The sequence below is a fragment of the Bacillus cereus group sp. N14 genome (genome assembly GCF_016483555.1).
GTDB lineage: Bacteria > Bacillota > Bacilli > Bacillales > Bacillaceae_G > Bacillus_A > Bacillus_A wiedmannii.
Genome location: NZ_JAEHBQ010000029.1, coordinates 1 through 23544 on the forward strand (window position 1 = coordinate 1; position 23544 = coordinate 23544).

Sequence of the window (23544 nt, forward strand, 5' to 3'; positions counted from 1 at the left end):
ACAATACTTTTCGCTAATGTGACAACCTACGTAAAGTAAAATAGTAGGAGGAATATGATGAGTCAAGATATTGAAAACAAATTAATCAATTGAATCAAAAACTACAAAGTGTATTCGAAGAACAGGATCGAAATCAATTTGCAATTCAAACCCAGGAACATGTGGAACGAGATTTTTATGAATGGAAAAATGGTAATTTATCAAAAGAATATAATGTGTTTTTTAATCATAATCAAATAATTCATTTATTATTTAAGGGTTTCGAAACTGAGGATGAATTAGAATTAAGAAGTAAATTATCTGAGTTTTAGTGAAAATGGAGAAAATATAATATGGTTTTAGGAATTTCATATTCTGATATTTTTCGTATCATAATTATTGTTTTGGTTTTTTTCATTTTTTGGAGATTGAATACTTGGTATAATAAAAAATATAATGTTCCTAAGGTTTTTCAATGGTTTCCTAGAAGATGGGGAAAAAGAAAAGTTTCAGAGCATTTGTCTCAACTAGATAAAAAGTTAGAAGCTGAAGGTAAAGGTATCTGGGTTACAATCTATGCTATAGATTTGTACATTGTAACTATTCCTTGTACAGTAAAAAAATATAAATCTTAATACATATATGTTTATAAAAAAGACCTTTTATTTTAATAAAAGGTCTTTTTTATGATGATTGAAATAGTAATTTTAAGTAAATTAAAAATGAAACTACGTGTTTTTTCGTCATACAAAAACCCCTACATATAAGTAGAGGTTTTTAAATTATATATGAATGAATTATGCTTTTTCAGATAAACGAAGATAATAGAATACATAATTTTAACTAGATTTATTGTTAACTAATGTATCCCCGCCACCAAGCTCCGCCTCAATCTGCGAAGTCTTCGATGACTCATCCATACGCCAATATGTGATAAAGCTGATAGCGATACATCCAGCTACGTAGAAGTAGAATAGTGATTCCATCCCAATACTTTTTAGCCATAATGCGATGAATTCTGCTGTTCCACCAAATATCGCAACGGTTAGTGCATAAGGTAAACCTACGCCAAGTGCGCGAATTTCAGTTGGGAAGAGTTCGGCTTTTACAATTGCGTTAATGGAAGTGTAACCAGTAACGATAATAAGACCGACCATCATGAGTAAAAATGCTACGATTGGTTCTGTCGTTTTTTCCATGAAGAAGAAGATCGGCGCTGTTAGTAATGTTCCGAGAATACCGAATGCCATTAATAGTGGGCGGCGTCCGATTTTATCGGATAGTAACCCTGCAATTGGTTGAAGTACGACGAAAATAAGTAGTGCGACAAAGTTAATCCAGCTTACAACTTCTTTCGGAAGACCGACTGTGTTCACCATGAACTTTTGTAAATATGTTGTGTACGTATAGAATGCGACAGTGCCTCCTAATGTTAGACCGACTACTGTTAATACTGCTTTCGGGTGTTTCATAAGCGCGCGAACGGTTCCTGCGCTTTCGCGTTTTTGTGATTTTATGTTTGCGAACTGTTCTGATTCATCCATCGTGCGGCGAAGCCATAATACAGCTACTGCGCCCATCGCTCCAATAATGAATGGAATGCGCCAGCCCCAAGATTTCATATCTGGTTCGCTTAGTAATTGCTGAAGAACAATTTGAACGCCTAACGCAACCATTTGCCCGGCAACGAGCGTTACATATTGGAAGCTTGAATAAAAACCACGGCGACCACTACTAGCCATTTCAGATAAATACGTTGCGGAAGTGCCGTACTCTCCGCCAAGTGATAGTCCTTGAAGTAAACGGGCAAGAACTAAAATGATTGGCGCCATAATACCGATACTTTCGTAACTAGGTGTACAGGCGATAATTAAAGAACCACCGGCCATAACTGTAATGGAAAGCGTTAATGCCGCCCGGCGTCCGTGCCGATCTGCATAGCGGCCCATTAATAAACTTCCGATAGGGCGCATTAAAAATCCAACTGCGAAAATAGCTGCAGTGTTCAGTAACTGACTCGTTGGATCTCCTTTAGGAAAGAACTCTGCTGAGAAGTAAACAGCGAAAGCAGAGTAAACGTACCAGTCGTACCATTCAATTAAATTGCCGACAGAACCTTTGAAAATATTGCCGGCGACTCGATTAGATTTTGCTTGAGCCATAATCATTCCTCCTCGTGCTTAGTAATAAAAGGTATATATGAAAGCGTGTTCAATGTAGTTGAATTGTACTGTCTATAGAACGAAATCTCAATATTATGACAATTTTATTCTTTTTGTACTTTATGTACATGGAGAGTTTTTATAGTTGCTTCATTATTAGTTTTGTCATAATAATAGAAAAAGGAGATTGATAGTTTTGAATATTTTATCAAAGGATATGAAGTATGAAGAAATCACGCAAAGTGTCATTACAAACGAAAATAGTAAGCTTAATTATCGCGTTAATTTTATTTGTCGTTCTCCTATTAGCAGGAATATTTGTTTACATTCAGTCCGTTGATACGAAGCGCCAAGTGGAGCAGCTAGCACTGCAAACAGCGAAGTCGCTTTCTTTTATGCCTGCTATAAAAGATGCTTTTCAAAATAATGAGCATAAAAGTATGATCCATTCTATTGCGGAACAAGTTCGTGAGCAAGCTGGTGCAGATTATGTCATTATAGAAGATCGCTCTGGGGTTATGTATTCCCATTCTAATTCGGAGTTAATTGGCACAAAGGGTAACAATCCATATAACTATGAAGCACTCACTTTTGGTGGCTATTATACGCTTGAAGGAAATGGTGAAAGTGGTCCTGCTTTAATGGCGAAGGCGCCCATTATTGTTCATAACGAAGACTACGATCAAGTTGTAGGTGTTGTGACAGTAGAGTTTTTAATAAAAGGTATCGAATCTAACATACTGAGCAGAACGAAAGAAATTATACTCTTTTCCTTAGCTGTATTACTAGTTGGAATTGTTGGTGGCATTCTTTTAGCACGTAGCATTCGTAAAGATACACTCGGTTTAGAACCGAATGAAATTGCGGCGTTATACCGGGAACGAAGCGCAATATTACTATCTATAAAAGAAGGAATTATCGCCATTGATCAAAACGGTTTTATTACGATGATGAACACGTCGGCAGAAGAAATGCTGCATGTAAATGATGATTATATGCAGCAGCACATTTCGAAAGTTTTACCTGATTTTCATATGGAAAGAGTGCTAGAAAACGATCAAGAAATAGCGTTTCAAGATAAAGTGTTTATTTTAAATAGGACGCCGATACTCGAAAATAATAGTACGGTAGGAGTTGTATGTAGTTTTAGAGATAAAACAGAACTGCAAAACCTTGTGAACACAATATCTGAGGTGAGAAAGTATTCAGAGGACTTACGTGCTCAAACGCATGAATTTACAAATAAGCTCTTCGTCTTATCAGGATTACTTCAGTTAGGACATTACAAAGAAGCAATTGAATTCATTCAGCAAGAATCTAATATTCATCAAAGCCAAAACCATATTTTATTCCATCAAATTCACGATGTGAAAGTACAAGCTATTTTATTAGGGAAAATCGGAACAGCGTCTGAGAAGAAGATCAATTTTCATATTGAAGGAGATAGTACACTTCATCCATTACCAGACCATATAAAAGTTTCACACCTTATTACGATCCTTGGAAACATAATCGATAATGCGTTTGATGCGGTGAGTGAACAAGAGGAGAAGAATGTTTCCTTCTTCGTTACGGATATTGGACACGATATTGTATTTGAAGTAATAGATAGCGGGATGGGAGTACCGGCAGAAAAAATCACGACCATTTTTCAAAAAGGATTTTCAACGAAAGGAAATGATCGTGGTTACGGACTAGCAAATGTGAAAGAAATGGTAGACCTACTAGAAGGAACAATTGAAATTCAAAACGAGAAAAATGGGGGAGCTATTTTTACAATTTACCTTCCGAAAACATTGAGAGAAAGTACATAACAAACAGGGGGATGGACATATGTTGAAGGTTGCAATTGCAGAAGATGATTTCCGTGTAGCACAAATTCAAGAGGAGTTTTTATTAAAAATAAAGGACGTAAAAGTGATTGGAAAAGCATTGAACGCGAAAGAAACGATAGAATTACTACAAAGGGAAGAAATCGATTTACTTCTATTAGATAATTATTTACCAGATGGAATCGGAACAGACTTATTGCCGAAAATCCATGCTGACTTTCCAAACGTTGACGTCATTATGGTCACTGCGGCAAATGAAAACCATATGCTAGAAAAAGCAATTCGAAATGGAGTAAGCAACTACCTTATAAAACCGGTCACGTTAGAAAAATTCGTTCGCACAATTGAAGATTATAAAAGAAAGAAGCAACTATTACATAGTAACAATGAAGTGAATCAAACACTTATCGATAACTTTTTCGGTACTTCGCAAATACAAGATATGAAAAACTTACCGACAGGTGTCGATCCGTTAACACTGCAAAAAGTGACAGACATTATAAAAGGATTTGAAGAGGGAATTACAATAGAAGAAATGGGAGAACAAATGGGGGCCTCCAGAACAACCGCAAGAAGATATTTAGAATACTTAGTAGCGACAAACGAATGCACAGTAGAATATACATACGGCATTATCGGACGACCAGAACGAAAATATCGAATAGGACGAGGGCTATGAAAAAACGATTATTACTATGTATATGGATCATGACAGGAGTAATAGCTGGTTGTTCTTCGGAAAAAACTCAAACGAATACAGTGAACATCGACAAAGTAGAAATCGTTGCGCCGAACGTTCCAGGAGCAGGATGGGACTTAACAGCACGGGCGATGCAAAAAACACTGACAGAAGAAAAAATCTTCACAAAACCAATCACTGTCACAAACAAAGTAGGTGGCAGCGGTGACGTCGGATGGAAATATATGAAACAAAAAGGCGGTCACATACTGGCGATTAACTCAAGCTTACTCATAACGAACAACCTACTAGGCCACAGTAAACTAACATATAAAGACTTCACGCCGCTCGCAACACTCGCATCGGACTGGGAAGTCGTTGTCGTCTCAAAAGACTCAAACATAGAAAACGCAAACGAACTAATGGAACAACTCAAACAAGATAAGAAAAACTTCAAAATCGGCGTTGCCCCCGGCCTAGGAAACGACGATCACCTATCCTTCGTACAAGTAAGCAAAGCATTCGGCATAAACCCTGCCGAACTACAATTCTTCGTCTACGAAAACAAAGAAAAAATCATAAACGCCCTAACGAACAAACAAATAGGCGCCGCAACCATGACCCTATCCGAAGCCGAAAAACAATACAAAGCAGGCAAAATAAAAATACTAGCCGTATCCGCACCAAAACGACTAGACCGCCTACCAGAAATCCCAACATGGAAAGAACAAGGAATCGACGTCATATTCCAGCACTGGAAAGGAATCATGGGCCCGAAAGATATGACGGAGGAAGAGGTTGCTTATTGGGATGGTGTGATTAAGAGGATGGTGGAGAGTGATAGTTGGAAGGGGATTTTGAGGGAGAAGGGGTGGGAGAGTTTTTATAAGGGGAGTGGGGAGACGAGGGGGTTTTTGGAGGAGAGTAGTGGGTGGTATGGGGGGATGATTGGTGGAGATAGAGGAGATAAGTAATTTTAGTGCTTTGTACTTATAAAATATCGATATCATTCTTAGTATATACATTTATATAAATATTTCCTTTTATAAAAATAATGCGTTATTATAATTTTATAAGTTAAGATAGAAAGGGAAATAAAATGGATGTTAATAATATAGAGTTACCAGAATCACTAAAAGAAGTACTTTGGGACGGGTGGATACTCCTTGGTGTCATATTTATTATATGTACTCTGCTTGTAATTATTAGATCTTATATACCAGATGATATTCTACCTATAATTAAAGGTGCTATAGCATTAGTTATTTTAGGTGGGATATTTTATCTAGGTTATTAAAGTAATTATTATAGTTTATGAGTGAAAAGGAGTTAAGATGGCTAAGCGAAAGAAAAAGCAAGATGAATCAATATTGGGATCTTTACTAGTTATTACGTTTTTCGGAGTGTTGTGGAAACCGGAATTTTTAGTACCAATAGTAATGGTATCAGCAGCAATTATATTATTATATATGTATGTGAATGTAAAAAAGCTAAGAGAACTTCGGCAATCAGGAATTTATGATATTGATAAAATGAGCGGACACCAGTTTGAAAAATATTTAGGAAGTCTATTTCCGAATTTGGGTTATAAAACAGAGATTACTAAAGCATCTAACGATTTTGGTGCAGATTTAATTTTGAGAAAAAATGATAAAAGAATTATTGTACAGGCAAAACGCTATAAGAATAACGTTGGAATTAAATCTGTTCAGGAGATTGTTGGTGCAAAAGAATTTTATAAAGCTGATGAAACATGGGTTGTTACAAATAGTGAATTTACAGCCGCAGCATACAAACTTGCTAAAGTGAATCGAGTTGTATTAATTAATCGAGAGAAACTTATTAAGTTAATTAGTCAGGGCAAACGAGAAAAGAGACATTAGAAATTAGTGATACAAAAGGTCAGGTATAGACTTATGGAAAAGGGCACTATGAAAAGTGTCTTTTTTGTTTTGGATATAGAAAAATAATCCAGAAAACTTATATTTTAGTATATAATTTAAAATGAGAATAGCATGTAATACTATTTTTAATAGTAAAAAGGAACTTTTAATCATTTTTTAGCATTATAAATTATTTATTTGTATATATTTATATCTGATTTTTATAAATGCATAACGCGCATAATACGAAAAAAGAGGGGATTCTGGTGGGTTTACACATTATACCGAATGATTTGCCAAGCTTGACTCCAGGTGAGAGGAAAGTACTTGAAAAGGTTCGGGCTTTATATAAAGATGTGCAAAGAGAAGCGTACTTATATATTCAGCCAAGAATTAGACATTTAGAACCTGATTTTATTTTAATTGATTCACAAAGAGGCGTAACAATCTTTGAAGTGAAAGATTGGGAACTTTCTTATATTAGTAGAGCGGATAGAAGAAAAATAGATTTAGCAGATGGAAAACAGGTAGATAATCCATTTTGTAAAGCTAACTTATACCATACTGCAGCACAGAGATTATTTAGGTTGCAAGATATTTTAAAAAATGAAAGGAACGAATTAAAGTTTAAATTACATACTAATGTTATATTTCCGTATCTCCATTCTAATAAGATTGAAGAGAGTGGATTAGAGCAAGTATTTAATCAGCCACCAGCGCAATATATTTCATCTGACATGTTAAGTAAAGTAAATATAAATCAGTTATTCAAAAATGAATTTAGTTTCGTAGAAGAAGATGAAATTATTGCAATACGAACTCTATTATTCCCGGAAATTAAAGTTAGTTGTAGTGATAATCAAATCAGTACAAAAGAATTAATTACAGCACTAGATGCAGAGCAAGAACGTTTTGCAAAACGTGTACCGTATGGCCACTATATGGTAACTGGGGTTCCGGGTAGTGGAAAAACAGTTTTATTGCTAGCTCGTGCGATTCATTTGGTACGTGAACATCCAGAATGGAAAATAAAAATATTAACGTATAATAAGTCGTTACAAACAAAAATTGAAAACAAATTGAATTCCTTAGCAGCTGATCTTACTTTTATGAATGTACGTTTAGAAAATATAGATGTTAGCACTTTTCATAAATTTGCGCTAGATACAGCGAGTATATGCGTACCAAAGAAATTTAATGTGAAATGGTGGAATGAAGAGTTGCCCGAAATTGCTATACAGCGAGCGCAATCGTCATATGATGCCGTTTTAGTGGATGAATATCAAGACTTTCTAGATGATTGGATTCGATTGTGTGTGAAGTCTTGTAAAGAGCATACGTATGTTAATAATCAAAAGGAAACTGTTACGGGGATAAATTTATTTTTAGCAGGAGATAGACTACAGAGCATTTATAATAACTCGGATCATAGTTGGAAGAGCTTAGGTATTGATATGCGTGGACGAAGTTCTTTACTAAAGAAATCATATCGTGCCGGTAGTCAACATATAGATTTAGCCCTTAATTTCTTGAAGCAAGAAAAGAAATTGGAAGAGGAGGTAAATAAATTTTATTGTCCAATGAGCGAACTATCTTTTGAGAATGAAATGAAAGATGGAGTTAGTTTTATTGAAGGATCATATGAAGATATTAGTAATAAAGTTTACGAACTTATTAAGCGCAAGGGCTATAAGCCAGAAGATATATTAATTTTGTGTAGAGAGCGAAAAGATTGTGAGAGTATACAGAATAAATTAAATCATGAGATACGTCAAAAAGTAAAAGTTACAAAAAATATTACTGAAGGACATTTAATTATAACGACATATCATTCATCAAAAGGTCTTGAGGCACCAATTGTATTTTTAGTTGATGTGGACAAGTTTGAAAGAATGCAGCTCGAACAAAATGATATTAAACTACGTAAGCTATTATATGTAGGCATGACAAGATCATCTGAGTATTTATACATTCATGCTGGAAGTTATGATAAACCTTCCTTTGGACAAGTATTAAGGAACGAAATATCTTGAGGGTATCCTTGAAAATCTAAAGAGGAGTATAATTGAACTGAATGTTAAAACATTAAAGGTGTAGGACGGGGGAATTATGATGATACATACTTTAGTAAGGGGACAAAAGATAGACGTTACAAAGAATCATCCGGGGATTAGAGGGGGAAATAATCACAAATAATTAATAAGAGATACTGGAGAAACTAAGCTAATAGTGAAGGGGAATAAAGTATGAAAAAAAATGAGGTTTTATTCCGAAATGTAGAGGAAGTTGTGAGTTTTACCCCGGTAAATGATAGATATGATTATGAATTAGGGCCTGTTAACTATAGGGGTGCTATAAAACTGGCGTATTTAATTCGTACTTTAAATCGATTAGAGAGAGAAGGGAAATTAATCGTATGTCTTCGTGGTTTTTCTTTACCAGACAAGCATGAAGAATTTATTGAAGAGGATTTAAACAAATTTTTTGTTGTGGGACAAAAAGGAAGAGAATATTTGCAGAGAACAGAAGAAAAAAGAAGTAATTTATATACACATGAAATGAACGACAGGGAAGCGCTGGTAAAAGAGATCCAGGACTTGTATAAAGAAGCGAATGGTTTATTAAAGAAAAAGAAGAGCAAATGGGTTGATGGGCAAATATCTGAAAAGTTTACTAATACTGATGAGGATAAAACTATAGAAGAGCTTCAGTACAATAAAGTTTTTTTAACAGCATTTTTACATAATATAGGTAATTTATGGTCAGGGAAAAAAACTAGCCCGCTAATTTCCGCTACATATGGAAAAAAGAAAAAGGAAATAGCTAGAAAGTTTGCAACTAATAGTTTGGATGGCGTACCTAGAAATAATGGATTTATTACTTTGGGGTATATTCCAATAGAAGAAAGGTGTTTTGAGGTATTAACAGAGGATTTAAATAAAGAATTAGAAAGACTTGGGGTGAAATGGTATAACGATATTCACCAAGAAGTAATGCTTCTTGATGGTATAATGCCTCAACGTATCATTGGTGTGTTTGAAGTATTTCAGGATTCGCCTATAGAAAAATTCATTTTAAATCCATGGGTGTATAAAATGTTTTTAGAGAATGAACATTTTAATTACAAAAGAGGTATTAATATTAATCAAGAGAATTTTGATGAATTTGCTCAAGATTTGAAATATGGAGCGTATATCTTAGAAAATGAAAGTGGTAGATATAATAAGAGATTTGATGAAGACTATTACCACAGGGTACCGAGTGTAAGAAGACGTTGGAATTAGTGCATTAGGACTAATTGAATTATTCTCAAATATAAATATGTATTGCTAAAAAGGATTGGTACGCATTATGTGCTAATCCTTTTTAGTAGTTTATATAGCTCTAATTGTAAATATAAAGTTTATTTAAAAAGATTTTTAAGTGACGTGAATGTTGCTTTTTTAGAATTAAAATTTAATTAAGATATTCGATGAATGGGAGTTTATTAGTATAATTTGTTATTTGGCTTAAACTATGAGAAGGTACATTTTTATATTATAATTGTATGTAATAAAATGTAAGGTGATGAGCGATGAATACTACTCTTATAACTGAAGAACAAAAGTATTTAGATAAAACGGTAAAAGTAATAGATAGTTTGTTAGAGCAAACAGAAAACGAGATGAAGACGGAAGTAACTTCGCAAGTTGAAGCGAGTTTACAAGAAATAAGATATAAGCAAGTAAAGAAGTTAAATGAGGCACGAAAAAGTCCGTATTTTGGTAGGTTGGATTTTGAAGATGACTATGGTGAAGAGACTATTTATATAGGGAAAAAAGGTATCGATGATGATGGAGAGCTTGTTGTTGTCGATTGGCGTACTGATTTAGGTAAGCTTTACAATGCTTACCAAGGTGTGCAATCTCGTTTTTCTATTGGAAATGATCAAAGTCAATTTGTTCAAATTCTTGGTAAGCGCGGTATTATTATTCAAGATGGAACGATTAATAGTGTAAACGAAATTGGACAAAGTGGAATTGTGGAAGAGGAAGACGGCCAGCAAGTAAAATATATGGATGACTATTTGAATGAAATTTTGTCTAATACAGGTGAATCCCATCAATTACGAGATATTGTTTCGAGTATTCAGGCGGAGCAAGATGAGATTATTCGTTTACCGTTAAAAGACACTATTATTGTTCAAGGAGCCGCGGGAAGTGGAAAGTCTACAATTGCTCTCCACCGTATTTCTTATCTTCTATATCAATATCACGAACAAGTGAAGCCGCAAGATATTTTGATTTTGGCACCGAACGAAATTTTCTTATCCTACATTAAAGATGTTGTTCCTGAAATTGAAGTAGACGGTATTGAACAACGTACATTCTATGATTGGGCATCGACTTATTTTACGGATGTAAATAGCATCCCAGAATTGCATGATCACTATGTAAATGTTTATGCGTCTTCTAATAAAGAAGATCTTATAAAAGTTTCAAAATATAAAGGATCTCTTCGCTTTAAAAAATTATTAGATGACTTTGTTGAGTATATCGGAAGTACAATGATTCCGCATGGTAGTATTATTATTGGATCAGATGTTATGTTGCAAAAAGATGAAATTCATAATTTCTATCAAACGAAGGAATATTTGCCCTTAAATGTTCGTATGAAAAAAGTAAAAGACTTCATTACAAGTTGGAGCATAGCAGAGACGAAGAAGAAAATACAGCAAATTGAAGATGAGTTTGAAGATGCTTATCAGAAGTGGATTATTACGCTTCCAGAAGGAGAAGAGCGTAAAGCAATTTATGAAGCATTGGAAAAAGCGAAGGAATTACGTGAGAAAGTATTCCGGGAAAAAATGAAAAGTGAAATTGAGTTATATGTGAAGAAGATGCAACATATTTCTGCAATACTTATGTATAAATCTATTTTTCAAAAGAAAGTATTTGATACATTCCACAAAGGTATTGAACAAGATCTACTTAGTTTGCTTCTGAAAAACGGCAGACAAGTAAAGCAAGAGAAGTTCACATATGAAGATATTGCACCACTTATTTATTTAGATGCAAAAATTAATGGAAAAAAGTTAGAATATGAGCATATCTTTATTGATGAAGCACAAGATTATAGTCCATTCCAACTTGCAATCATGAAAGACTATACGAAATCAATGACGATTTTAGGTGATATTGGACAAGGGATCTTCTCGTTCTATGGTTTAGATCGTTGGGAAGAAATCGAATCTTATGTATTTAAGGAAAAAGAATACAAACGTCTTCACCTGCAAACAAGCTATCGTTCTACTAGACAAGTAATGGATATGGCAAATCGTGTGTTACTAAATAGTAACTATGACTTCCCACTTGTAATTCCGGTAAATCGCCCGGGTGCTGTACCTTCTATTCAAAATGTGGCAATTGCCGGAGAGCTATATGATGAAATGGTACGTTCTATTCAAGAGTTTGAAGGAAAAGGACATAAAACAGTTGCTATTTTAACAGATACAAAACAGGAAGCTATTGACACTTATGATGAATTGAAACGACGAGGAGTAAATAGTATTCAAGTAATTTCAGAGGGAAGACAAGAATTACATGAAAAAATTGTTATTATTCCATCGTATTTAGTAAAGGGACTGGAATTTGATGCAGTAATCATACATGATGTAAGTAAAACAACCTTTAAAGACGAGACTTTACACGCTAAAATGTTATATATGTCCATTACGCGTGCCCACCATGATTTGCATATGTTTTATCGTGGTAACATATCACCGTTATTGGAGGATCGTGATCCAAATGCACCTCCAAAACCGAGAAAATCTTTTGAAGACTGGTTAATCACAGACATTTCTAATCCAAACATCGAACCACAAGTGGAAAAGGTGAAAGTAGTAGAACAAGAAGATACACTACGATTGTTTGACGATGAGGAAGAAGAGGTAGTTATGGAAGCATTTGAAGAAGATCGTGAACGCTACTATGACTTTTATGCATGGTTGAAAGTATGGCATCGTTGGGCAGAATTAAAGAAGAAGCTACAGGACTAGAAATTAGAAGGTTGTGATATAGAAATGAAAGTATATTCTGGTGGTTTTACAGCCGAACATTTATACCGCAATGAAATGAAGATAGTGGCAGACCTACAATTAAAGGGAATGTCAAAGCAAGCTATTAAAGATAGAGTTTTTGAGGAAAACATCTTTCATTGCCGCAGTGAAGCGGCAATGAAAGATATTTTTCCACGTGTGTATAGAAGAGCGGAAAAGTTGGACGATACATTGCGTGAAATGTTAGTAAATGGCTCACGTTCTGATAATAATGCCATTTTGTTATATGCATTTTTAAAGCATTTTAAGTTTCCGCGTGATTTTGTATTAGAAGTAATACACTATAACTTAAAACGCTTTAAGAATACGGTAACAGAAGGGAATGTTATGACCTTTTTTGAAGAAAAAGGTCAACAATATGAAGAAGTTCGAAAATGGACGGACCAAACAAAGTATAAGCTAAAGCAAGTTACATTAAAGATTCTGGTGGATGGAGAGCTCCTTTTGAAGACGGGAAATGAGTATGAAATTAAGTCGATTCCGTTAAGTAAAGAGTTACGGGAATACGTAGAAAATACTTCCGATTACAGTGACTTACTTATGCTTACATTAAATGATTGATGGTGATAGAAATGGAAGAAATTCAAAAGAAATTGGATCGTTTTTTTGAAGAAATTCAAAAAGAGGATTTTTTGAAGATGCGTGGACTCGGAAATGAAGTCCCTTATTTTGTGTTTGACTATAATCCTGAATATGAATTGATGGTTAGAAATTCAGTGGAATATTTTGCGGATAAAATGCAAGTAAATGTAAAAGTCTTAAATTTATTTGACATGATCATTGACTTGTTTGAAGACATTGGTGGTATAGAGGGATTAAAGCAATTTGAAGAAGAGCAAGGAACCGAAGAATTATTCGAAGCAATCCTTCCAACGTTAGAAGAAGAACAATTGGTAGAACGTATTGGGGAAGAGGCTATTGATGCACAAATTGTCCTTGTTACAGGTGTGGGCAGTGTATTTCAACTTGTAAGTACACATGAACTTTTAAACCAACTACATGCACGAGTAACAAATACACCAATTATCATCTTTTACCCAGGAGAGTATACGGGACAAGGGTTAAGCTTATTTAACCGTTTTGAATCAAACGGATATTATCGTGCATTTTCGATATAGAAGATAAGGGGAGAAACAAGTATGTTGCAAGACTCTTTTACAATTAAAGAATTATTTAAAAAAGATATTGATCGTGAAATTAATGGTGTTGTTCAGGCTGGGCAGCGAGATGAAGGTGTTATTCAAGATGAATTAGATGAGTACGTAATGACAAAAGAAATTAGCGAGAATATGGCGTACTTCTTCAAAAATTATGCATATAGCTTTGAAAATCAAACAACAAAAATGGGTGTATGGATTTCTGGTTTCTTTGGATCAGGTAAATCTCACTTCTTAAAAATCTTATCTTATTTATTAAACAATGAAACAGTATATGGCAAACGAGCTGTAGACTTTTTTGTGAATAAGACTGATGATCAGGAGTTATTAGATATCCTTCAACAATCTGCAAACTATAAGAGCCAAGCGATATTATTCAATGTAGATTCGAAATCAGCAGGTGGGAAAAAAGAAAAAGCAACGATAGTAGATGTGTTTTTTAAAGTGTTTAATGAATATTTAGGTTACTCTTCTACACCATGGATTGCTAATTTAGAAAGACAACTTGCAGAAGAGGGAATTTATAATCAGTTTGTTGAGCGTTTTGAAGAGATAGACGGTACGAAATGGGTAGATAGCCGTGCACGTTTACTATTTAAGAAAAAAACGTTTGTTGAGGCATTAAATCAATTAGGATACACAACGGATACAGCTGAATCTGTCTTATCCGCTTCTAACAAAAATTTCGAGATGAGTTCGGAAGACTTCGCTAAGTTGGTTGCTAAACACGTGAAAAATCAAGGTGAGGAATATCGTCTTACATTCTTAGTCGATGAAATTGGTCAGTATATCGGTGACGATACTAATTTAATGCTAAACCTTCAAACGGTAACAGAAGATTTAGGAAATCATTGTCACGGTAAAGTTTGGGTTATTGTTACATCACAAGAACAAATCGATGCAGTAACAAAAATTAAAGGGACAGAGCAATTTTCGAAAATCCAAGGCCGTTTTGCAACAAAAATTCATCTTACAAGCTCTAATACAGATGAGGTTATTAAACGTCGTCTTTTAGAAAAGAAGCCAGCGACAACAGATCGCCTACAAATTGATTTCGATCAAGTTGGCCAAAGTTTAAATAACACATTGACGTTCGAGAAAGATAAATCAGTACTACAAAATGGATTTAAAGAAGCAGATGAATATGCATCTATTTATCCATTTGTTCCATATCAAGTAGAATTATTACAACGTGTATTTAATAAAGTTCGCCGACAAGGAGAAGCTGGTGCACATTTATCACAAGGGGAACGTTCTTTATTGAATGCTTTCCAAGAAGTTGCGATTCAGTTGAAAGATGAAGATACAAACCAATTAGCACGATTCTCACAGTTTTACGAAACAGTAAAACGTTTCTTAAGCACGTCTGTTTCAGCTACGATTATTGAAGCTGGCAAGCGTGATAGCATTACTGAATTTGATATAGAAGTACTGAAAGTATTATTCATGATTAAAGGTATTGATGAAGTAAAAGCAACTGTTGAAAATGTTACGACTTTGCTTGTAGATAGTGTAGATTGCATTAAAAATGAATTAGAAAAAGACGTAAAACAATCACTATACCGTCTTCGTCAAAAAATGCTAATTGCAGAAAATGCAGATCGTACATTTGTTTTCTTAAGTGATGATGAGCAAGAAATTAACCGTGAAATTCAAAGTGAGAATTTAAATGAAGCAAATGTTGTCGATGCATTAGGTAAAGTGTTCTATGAAGATATTGTGAAGGTAAAATCATATCGTTATCAGAAAACACATGATTTTGAATTTAATAAAGCATTTGATACATATAATCGTGGCGGGAAGACAAATGCGCTAACACTGCAAGTATATACAGGTGATATATCAGAAGAACAATCACGTGCAGATGCACATTCTGGAACAATGATTATGTACATTCCAGATCATTATGCTGAAAAATTCTTTGAACCAATGCAATATGCACAAAAAATACAGGCATTTACTAATAAAAAGAGTTCAACAAGTTTAACGGAAAAACAAAAACAAATATTAGATGAAAAACGTGCGCAAATTGGTCAATTTGAGAAGAAAGCAACAGAAGCATTAGCTGAAGCAGCAACAAATGCAAAATATTTTATTCAAGGCCAAGACTATGAATTTAAGGGTACATTAGAAAATCAATTACAAAGCGCATTTGAGATTTTAGTGCGAAATACGTATAGCTATTTAGGTTATATTGATGAACCAGTACCTGTAAAAAGTGCAAATGACATCATTCTTGATTGGGCAACAAAAGGTTTACCGGCAAGATTAGATGGAACATTTGAAAACCACTTAGCTTATGATACGATTGTTCGGTTCTTAGAAGAAAGTCGTGGTAGACAAATTGTTACTATGAAAGTGTTAGTAGAGAAATTTAAAGATGTACCATATGGATGGAGCGAAAATGATATCGCTGGTATGGTCGCAGCGGCGCTCTATAATAAAAAAATTAAGCTGATGTACTTAAATGAAAGCCTTGATAGAACAAACTCACAGTTTATCGCTCGAATTACAAAGGCTTCTGAAAGAGAAAAAGTTGTTATTGAGGCGCAAATCGGTATACCACCGCGTGTGCGTAAAGAAGTTGTAGAAACAATGCGAGAATTGTTTAACTTCTATGATATTGGTGAAACTTACGATGAAGTTACGAAAAGTATTCGTATTCAAATTCAAAAACATTTTGTAGAGCCAATTGAGAATATGCAACGTACGAAGCAACTTGAAGACCAACAATATCCATATCCAGGTGGAATTGCACTTTCGAAAATTAAAAATAGTATTGTAGATTTATTGGCTATTGCAAAACAAGAAAACTTTGTTGAAGAATTTATTGAGCTTGATGAGGATCTAGAAGAATGGTTAGAAGATGTGCAGCATTTAAACTCATTCTATAACGGTAATGCAAAACGTCATTTTGATGAAAGTGTACGTGTATTAAAAGAACGCCGTGATGATTTAGATATAGCACAGCATGATGCAGAAGTACAGAAAGTGAAGAACAGCATTATAAATATTTTAACGAATGATAATCCATTCAAGCAGATTCCAAATCTGCCAATTTTGAATGATCAATTGAAGCAAGGTCTTTCTGATTTTGTAAAATTTGAACTTGGTACACAATTAGTGCAAATGGAAGCAATTCGTCGTGATATGGAGAATCTACAAACACGATATGAAAATATATCTTCCATTAAAGAAGTGGTCCAAGAGAAGGTGGATGAATTACAGAAACGCATTGAACAAATGCAAAATCTTGAAAGTATTTCACGTGTTTATACTTATACACAAATGGCGAATAATGACTATCGTCGTTTGGAAGGCAGGGTCAATGAACTATATAAAGATTATGTAGATGACCAAGATGTCCAATATGTCCCAGGCGGTACGGATCAAATTAAAACTGTAGAAATGAGCGCCTCGCAATTAATGGCAGATGCAATACCAGATGGTCAAGTAGAGATAGAAAACAGTCAAGCTTTAAAACAGTGGTTGAAAAAACTTGAAGATGCAGTGAATAAGGAATTAAATCAAGGGAAAACAGTACAGATTAAAAAATAAAGGAGAACAAATGCGATGAATAAAAGAGCACTAAAAGAATTTGCAATATATGCCCGCAACGAACTTCGTGAACAAATCGCATTACGAGCACAAGCCTTTGGGATCAATTCCGAAGGCTCTCCTGTGCTTGTAACAGGCGCGGACTATGTAGAAATAAACGGAAAGAAATATCCAGCTACTTATAAAAGCAGTATTCAAAAATTGTTAAAAGAAGTTGAAACAAAAGGCCACGATAATGTAATTGAAGAAGTAGCATATACATGGTTTAACCGCTTTATCGCTATTCGTTATATGGAGGTACATAACTATCTTCCGTCAAAAGTCCGTGTGCTTTCTAGTGAAATAAAAGGGAAGGTTGATCCAGATATTTTAACAGAGTATCAATATACAGAGTTACCAGTAAATAAAGAAGAAGTAGCTTCTTTATTAGCACAGGGAAATCGTGAAGAGGCATTTCGAAAGTTGTTAGTAGCACAGTGCAATGAGCTAAATGGAATGATGGGCTTCCTATTTGAAAAAGTTGCAGATTATACAGAACTGTTGTTACCCGAGTCTTTACTGCATGCAGACTCATTAATTAATAGATTGGTGAATGAGTTAGAAGAAGTAAATTTCCAAGAAGTTGAGGTTATTGGATGGCTATATCAATATTATATGTCGGAGAAAAAGGAACAGGTTGGTGGACTTAAAAATAATGCTGTAAAAAAAGAAGATTTACCTATTGTTACTCAGTTATTTACACCAAAATGGATTGTACAATATATGGTGCAAAACTCTTTAGGGAAACTGTACGATGAGTGGAAGCCAGAAAACAACCTTGCAAAAGAGTGGGAATACTATCTAAAATCTTCTGAGAAATTACCAATTCCAGATGTTGCAGCCTTGGAAGAGATAAAGGTAATTGATCCTGCATGTGGATCAGGGCATATTTTAGTGTATGCCTTTGATTTACTCTACGATATGTATTTAGAAGCAGGTTACTCGGAACGTGATATTCCAAGATTAATTATTGAAAAGAATCTATATGGTCTTGATATTGATAAACGTGCAGTACAAATGGCAAGCTTTGCATTAATGATGAAGGGTCAGGAGAAATATCGTCGTTTTTTAAGAAAAGCTAACAACCTCAATTTAAATATTCGTGAGTTTATAGATAGTGAAGATGTTTCTGAAGAGGCACTGGTCTATTTAGAAGAAACAGTAGGAGATATTAATTGGATTTCCTCTTTGCAAGAGCAATTTGTAAATGCTAAACAATGTGGATCGCTTATAGTACCTAATAAAGATGCCTCATTTTATTGGAATTGTATTCAAGGTATTGAGTCTTATGATTTAGAGACCGTGGATCTTTTAGAAGAAGCATATATTATTGAACTTAAAGAACAGGTATTACCTTTATTGTGGCAAGCATATTTTCTTTCTTTAGGATATGAAGTAGTAATAACTAATCCGCCATACCATAACAAATATAATCCGATATTAAAAAAATTCATAAACAAGTATTACAAGGACTATAAGACCGATTTATATTCAGGCTTTATTTATCGTTGTTCACAATTAACAGTGCAAAATGGGTTTGCCGGTTTAATGACTCCATTTACTTGGATGTTCATATCTTCATATGAAACTCTAAGGACATTTATTGTTGATAAGTATACTATATCGTCCTTAATACAACCAGAGTATCATGCTTGTTATGATATTGCGCATGTACCCGTATGTACTTTTGTAATTCATAATCAAATGGAGACTACAATCGGTGAATATATAAGATTAGAGGAGTTTAGAGGAGCAGAGTTACAACCATTAAAGGTAAAACAGGCGGTACAAGAAAAAGTAGACTTTAGATTTACGGTAAATAGTAATGAATTTAAATCTATACCTGGATGTCCAATTGCTTATTGGATATCCCCGAAGGTTATAGCAGCTATATCAAAATTTCCAGCGCTGGGTGAAAGTGTAGAAGCTGTGACAAAAGGGATATTTACTGGTAATAACGACTATTTTTTAAGATTATGGTCTGAAGTAAGTTATAAAGATGTTGAGGTAGGAAATTGGAATAAGTATGCCAAAGGTGGAGCTTTTAGAAGGTGGTATGGTAACCTTTCTTATGTGGTGAAATGGTTTAATAGAGGTGAAGAATTGAAAAATTCTGGTAATAGCGGGATGGGTGCTGCAAAATATTTCGGAACTGCTCATATTTGTTGGTCACGCGTCACTATTGGGAAAATATCATTCAGATTAAATGATGAGGATGTATACTTTGATGACACTAGCCCTTCAATCATTGATGATGTAGACAATGAAGTTTTATTGGCAGAATTAAATTCATCAGTATTTAATTATATCTTGAGTTTTATAAATCCGACAGTTTCTTATCAAATAGGGGATATTAAAAGATGTCCAAAAATTATTGATATTCCTGATTTTAAGAAGAAAATGATTCGAAGTATAGTTAGAAATAATATAGACTTATCTAAGCTTGATTGGGACTCTTTTGAAACATCTTGGGATTTTGGTATGCATCCATTTATAAATAGTGCTATTAAATCAAAAAAACTAGAGCAGAGTTATGATAAATGGGAACATTTCGCAAATGAGAATTTTATTCGCTTGCAACAAAACGAGGAAAAGTTAAATCGAATTTTTATTGAGTTATATGGGGTACAGGGAGAAGTGGAACCGGAGGTATTAGATAAAGAGGTAAATATTCGCCGAGCTGACCGTGTCCGTGATACAAAATCCTTCTTATCCTACTGTATCGGCCTTATGATGGGACGCTATTCACTAGATGCAGAAGGTTTAGCATATGCTGGAGGAGAATGGGATGCTAGTAAGTATAAAACATTCCAACCCGATTCCGATGGCATCCTTCCATTAACAGATACAGAGTATTTTGAAGATGATGTTGTAACGCGTTTACAAGAATTATTGATTATTATTTTTGGACAAGATACTCTTGCAGAGAACCTTCGTTGGTTAGCTGAGTCACTTACAATGAAAAATAATGAAACGCCTGTTGAGCGTCTTCGTCGTTATTTCTTTGATGAATTTTATAGTGACCATTGCAAGATCTATCAAAAACGTCCAATTTACTGGATGGCGGATTCAGGTAAGAAGAAAGGTTTCCGTGCATTATTCTACTTACACCGTTATACACCAGAAACATTAGCGACAATGCGCTTCTCTTATGTGCAAAATTTACAAGAGAAGTTAGGTCAAGAACAAAAACGTTTAGATCAAGATCTTGTAAATCCAGATTTAACAGCTGTGATGAAGAAGCGATATAATAAGCAGTTAACGACAATTAAAGCACAGCAAGATGAGCTTATCGACTTCGATAAGAAGATGGCAGAACTTGCAAATCAACGTATTGCACTTGATTTAGATGATGGAGTAGTTGTAAACTACAAGAAGATTGAAAGCGTGCTTGCGAAGATTAAATAATAAAAAAATGGATAGAGCATGCCCTCTATCCATTTTTTTATTTGAGTAGTTTACAATCGTCCTATTCTTTCTTATTCTAAGAGTTGGACAATAAGTTTAGTGAGAGTTGGTGACTGATGAATATCATAGAAGAGTTACTTCGACTGTTTCATCAACAACAGGAAGAAAATAATAGTACGAATCGTTCACTGGTGTTTTGGTATGATGCACAAAGTGAAGGGCGTGATGTGACAGAAATAGAAGCAGCACTCAAACGGGAAAATATTCAATTGCATTATTTAAACGAACATAATGCTTTCCGTACAAAGGTTTTATTGGAGAAAGAGGATACGGATAATTCGTATTTAATTTATGCTCCATTTCCAAAACCAGAGGATCGGGAGAATTTTTTATTAGATATTTTATTATATAGTGGAAGTTACGGTGAGTTTCAAGCAGATGAGGTTGCAATTCGTATGAAGGAATTACGTTTAGATCATCTTACTATCCGACCATTTTTAGAAGAACATACGAAGTTCTTTGATAATAAGCAACGTGTGGCGAAGTTTCAAAAATTACTTCCTAATAAGTCGACAGTTGAGCAAGTAAAGCAAACGATGTTGGCTGTGTTATGTAATGCTAAAAGTATTACACCACAAGATATTTTAAAAAGTGTTGTAGCTGGTGGAAGTTTATCTGATACAAATGAAATGCTTGAGCAAGTTGCTAAGTATTTGCATACAGAAGTATTTTATACGTTCGTAGAAGAGTATTTTGGAATTTCTAAACAAGACGATAATCGTCTAGCTCAAATTATAGAGACAATCGTGTTCCAACATTATGCTGCATACTTAGATGAGAAGTTATTAGAATTTAAGTATGAGTCAATAGTTCCGAATATATGTAAAGTGTTTGTTGAGGATTGGTTAAAGTCTGAAGAAAGAAATGTACTAGAAGGAATTTTAGACATATTAGAACAAAAGTGGAATGTAGCACAAACAGTGGAACAGTACACTTATCAGGCTTTTCTTAGATGCGATACGTTTGCAGTAGTAGAGCGTAAAATTCTTGATGTTTTACATGAGCTCCTTCTAAATGAAACGATAGTGATAACAGAGTGGAAGAGTATTTTAACTGAGCGAAGTAAGAGTTATTGGTATAAGACTCGTTTTCATAAGGAGTATGGACTATTAGAAAAGGCACTCCGTTTGTATGAGTGGAAAGATGTATTTGAGCGTAATGACATTCCGAGGAATGAAGAGGAATGGGTTACGGTTTATACAGGGAAATATTATAATATCGATCAAGTGTATCGTCATTTTCAAGTACATTATGCAAATGAGCCTAATTTAGATGAATATAGTGAGTTATTGGAGCGATTAACGTTTTGGTATGAGAATCGATATTTAGTAGAGTTAGGTCGTTATACAGATGAGATAGTAGAGGCTAAATTAAAAGAGAACTGGCCAATTACTGATGTAATGCAGCAGAAAAACTTTTATCGTTATATGATTCGTCCGCTTGTGGAAGGTTCTAGAGAGCGTATTTTTGTGATCATTTCTGATGCACTTCGCTACGAGATTGGACAAGAGTTAACAAATAGTTTTAGTCAGCGATTGAATACAGAAGTAAGGTTAATTCCTATGCAAGCAACACTGCCGACGTATACACAACTCGGAATGGCTGCGTTGTTACCTGGAAAGATATCTGATATTGCAAGTGATGGTACTGTATATGTAGATGGAATTTCTACAAAAGGGTTACAAAATCGAAATAAGATTTTACAATCACGTGAACCAGATTCTGTTGCATTAAAAATGGAAGAGTTCATTGGGTTAAGTAAGGAAGACGGTTTAGGATTTATAAAAGGAAAACGTGTTGTCTATTTATATCATGATAATATCGATGCGATTGGTGATTCGGGTAAAACAGAAGGTTATACGTATGAGGCTGTTGAAAATACGATGGAGCGTGTAAAGATTGCTGTTCGAAAGTTGACTGGTACGTATGAAGCCGGACGTATCTTTATTACAAGTGATCATGGGTTCTTATATCAATCTTCACAAGTAGAAAAACATCAGAAAACAGAAAGTATAAAAGGTGATGTTTTCGATAGTAATCGTCGATTTGCTATTGGGAGAGATTTAATAGCATCTGAAGGAACAGTAAGGATTTCTTTAAACTATTTAGGGCTAGAACAAGAAGCGGTTATTGCAAAAGGATTAAATCGCTTTACTGCTGGTGGTGGACTACGTTTTGTTCACGGGGGAGCAATGCCACAAGAAAGTATTGTGCCTTTAATTGAATATCGTCAGTTAAAAGGAAAAGCACGTAAGGCAGAGAAAGAACTTGTAGACGTTCGAGTTACTTCTATTCAAAAGGTCATTACAAGTTATCAATTTATAGTACCATTTTTCCAAGAAGAAAAAGTATCAAATGAGTTATATCCACGAACATTGCGTGCAGCATTTTATCGTAATAATGAACGGATTTCAAATGAATTAACAATCGTGTTTGATTCTAAGGGAGAAGTAGTAGAGCGTCAAACAGATGCTGTATTCCATCTGCTTGAAGATCGTTATAAAACAGGTGATGTTTGTGTACTGCGTTTAGAGGATGTTTCGGGACGTACGACAGAAGTATATAAAGAAGAAGAGTTTGAACTAAAATTATATAGTATTTAATAGGTTGAAGGCCTTCCGATTATTTCTAATATTGGGAGGCCTTTTCTTTTTGCTATAATGAAATATAGAAATGTTATTGGTAGGAGG

At 34.5% G+C, this 23544-nt stretch carries 14 protein-coding genes and 1 pseudogene; 14 read left to right on the plus strand and 1 reads right to left on the minus strand.

What is annotated here, in order from left to right:
- Positions 1-57: 57 nt before the first annotated feature.
- Both JDS82_RS29920 and JDS82_RS26135 read left to right on the plus strand, forming a co-directional pair.
- Positions 58-311, plus strand: a pseudogene (locus JDS82_RS29920) (DUF4176 domain-containing protein).
- Positions 312-332: 21 nt separating this feature from the next.
- Complete coding sequence (locus JDS82_RS26135; RefSeq protein ID WP_000242739.1) at positions 333-614, plus strand: hypothetical protein; 282 nt, start codon at positions 333-335, stop codon at positions 612-614.
- A gap of 204 nt (positions 615-818) precedes the next feature.
- Here the strand turns inward: JDS82_RS26135 and JDS82_RS26140 are convergent, their stop codons facing one another.
- Positions 819-2141: an MFS transporter gene (locus JDS82_RS26140; protein ID WP_199714156.1), complete on the minus strand. Its 1323-nt coding sequence runs from the start codon at positions 2139-2141 to the stop codon at positions 819-821.
- A 224-nt stretch (positions 2142-2365) separates the two neighbouring features.
- On the opposite strand from JDS82_RS26140, the gene JDS82_RS26145 reads away from it, so the two are divergent.
- The 12 genes from JDS82_RS26145 to pglZ all read left to right on the plus strand — a co-directional run bounded on the left by JDS82_RS26145 (position 2366) and on the right by pglZ (position 23457).
- Entirely contained in the window at positions 2366-3955 is a 1590-nt protein-coding gene (locus tag JDS82_RS26145) for an ATP-binding protein (protein ID WP_199714157.1), read from the plus strand.
- A 19-nt stretch (positions 3956-3974) separates the two neighbouring features.
- The gene (locus tag JDS82_RS26150) at positions 3975-4652 is read left to right on the plus strand and encodes a response regulator (protein ID WP_199714158.1); all 678 of its coding nucleotides are present in this window, start codon (positions 3975-3977) and stop codon (positions 4650-4652) included.
- Positions 4649-5626 (plus strand): tripartite tricarboxylate transporter substrate binding protein, encoded by a 978-nt coding sequence (locus tag JDS82_RS26155; protein WP_199714159.1) that lies wholly within the window; start codon positions 4649-4651, stop codon positions 5624-5626. The genes JDS82_RS26150 and JDS82_RS26155 overlap by 4 nt, the downstream gene beginning before the upstream one ends.
- Positions 5627-5986: 360 nt before the next feature.
- Entirely contained in the window at positions 5987-6535 is a 549-nt protein-coding gene (locus tag JDS82_RS26160) for a restriction endonuclease (RefSeq protein WP_048566955.1), read from the plus strand.
- 266 nt (positions 6536-6801) lie between these two features.
- Complete coding sequence (locus JDS82_RS26165) at positions 6802-8568, plus strand: UvrD-helicase domain-containing protein (protein WP_199714160.1); 1767 nt, start codon at positions 6802-6804, stop codon at positions 8566-8568.
- A 213-nt stretch (positions 8569-8781) separates the two neighbouring features.
- Positions 8782-9819 (plus strand): hypothetical protein, encoded by a 1038-nt coding sequence (locus JDS82_RS26170; protein ID WP_098878450.1) that lies wholly within the window; start codon positions 8782-8784, stop codon positions 9817-9819.
- Between the two features lie 290 nt (positions 9820-10109).
- A complete protein-coding gene (gene helD, locus JDS82_RS26175) occupies positions 10110-12572 on the plus strand; it encodes an RNA polymerase recycling motor HelD (protein ID WP_098878449.1) in 2463 nt (820 codons plus the stop codon).
- A 24-nt stretch (positions 12573-12596) separates the two neighbouring features.
- Positions 12597-13193, plus strand: a complete 597-nt coding sequence (locus JDS82_RS26180; RefSeq protein ID WP_206773533.1) for a DUF1819 family protein — start codon at positions 12597-12599, stop codon at positions 13191-13193.
- An 11-nt stretch (positions 13194-13204) separates the two neighbouring features.
- Positions 13205-13750 carry a DUF1788 domain-containing protein gene (locus JDS82_RS26185; protein ID WP_240368498.1) on the plus strand — a complete coding sequence of 182 codons (546 nt, stop codon included), beginning with the start codon at positions 13205-13207 and terminating at the stop codon, positions 13748-13750.
- A gap of 21 nt (positions 13751-13771) precedes the next feature.
- On the plus strand, positions 13772-17347 hold the full coding sequence (gene brxC / locus JDS82_RS26190) for a BREX system P-loop protein BrxC (protein ID WP_199714161.1): 3576 nt from the start codon (positions 13772-13774) through the stop codon (positions 17345-17347).
- A gap of 15 nt (positions 17348-17362) precedes the next feature.
- On the plus strand, positions 17363-20794 hold the full coding sequence (pglX, locus tag JDS82_RS26195; protein ID WP_098878445.1) for a BREX-1 system adenine-specific DNA-methyltransferase PglX: 3432 nt from the start codon (positions 17363-17365) through the stop codon (positions 20792-20794).
- A gap of 116 nt (positions 20795-20910) precedes the next feature.
- The gene (gene pglZ, locus JDS82_RS26200) at positions 20911-23457 is read left to right on the plus strand and encodes a BREX-1 system phosphatase PglZ type A (RefSeq protein ID WP_199714162.1); all 2547 of its coding nucleotides are present in this window, start codon (positions 20911-20913) and stop codon (positions 23455-23457) included.
- Positions 23458-23544: the final 87 nt, after the last annotated feature.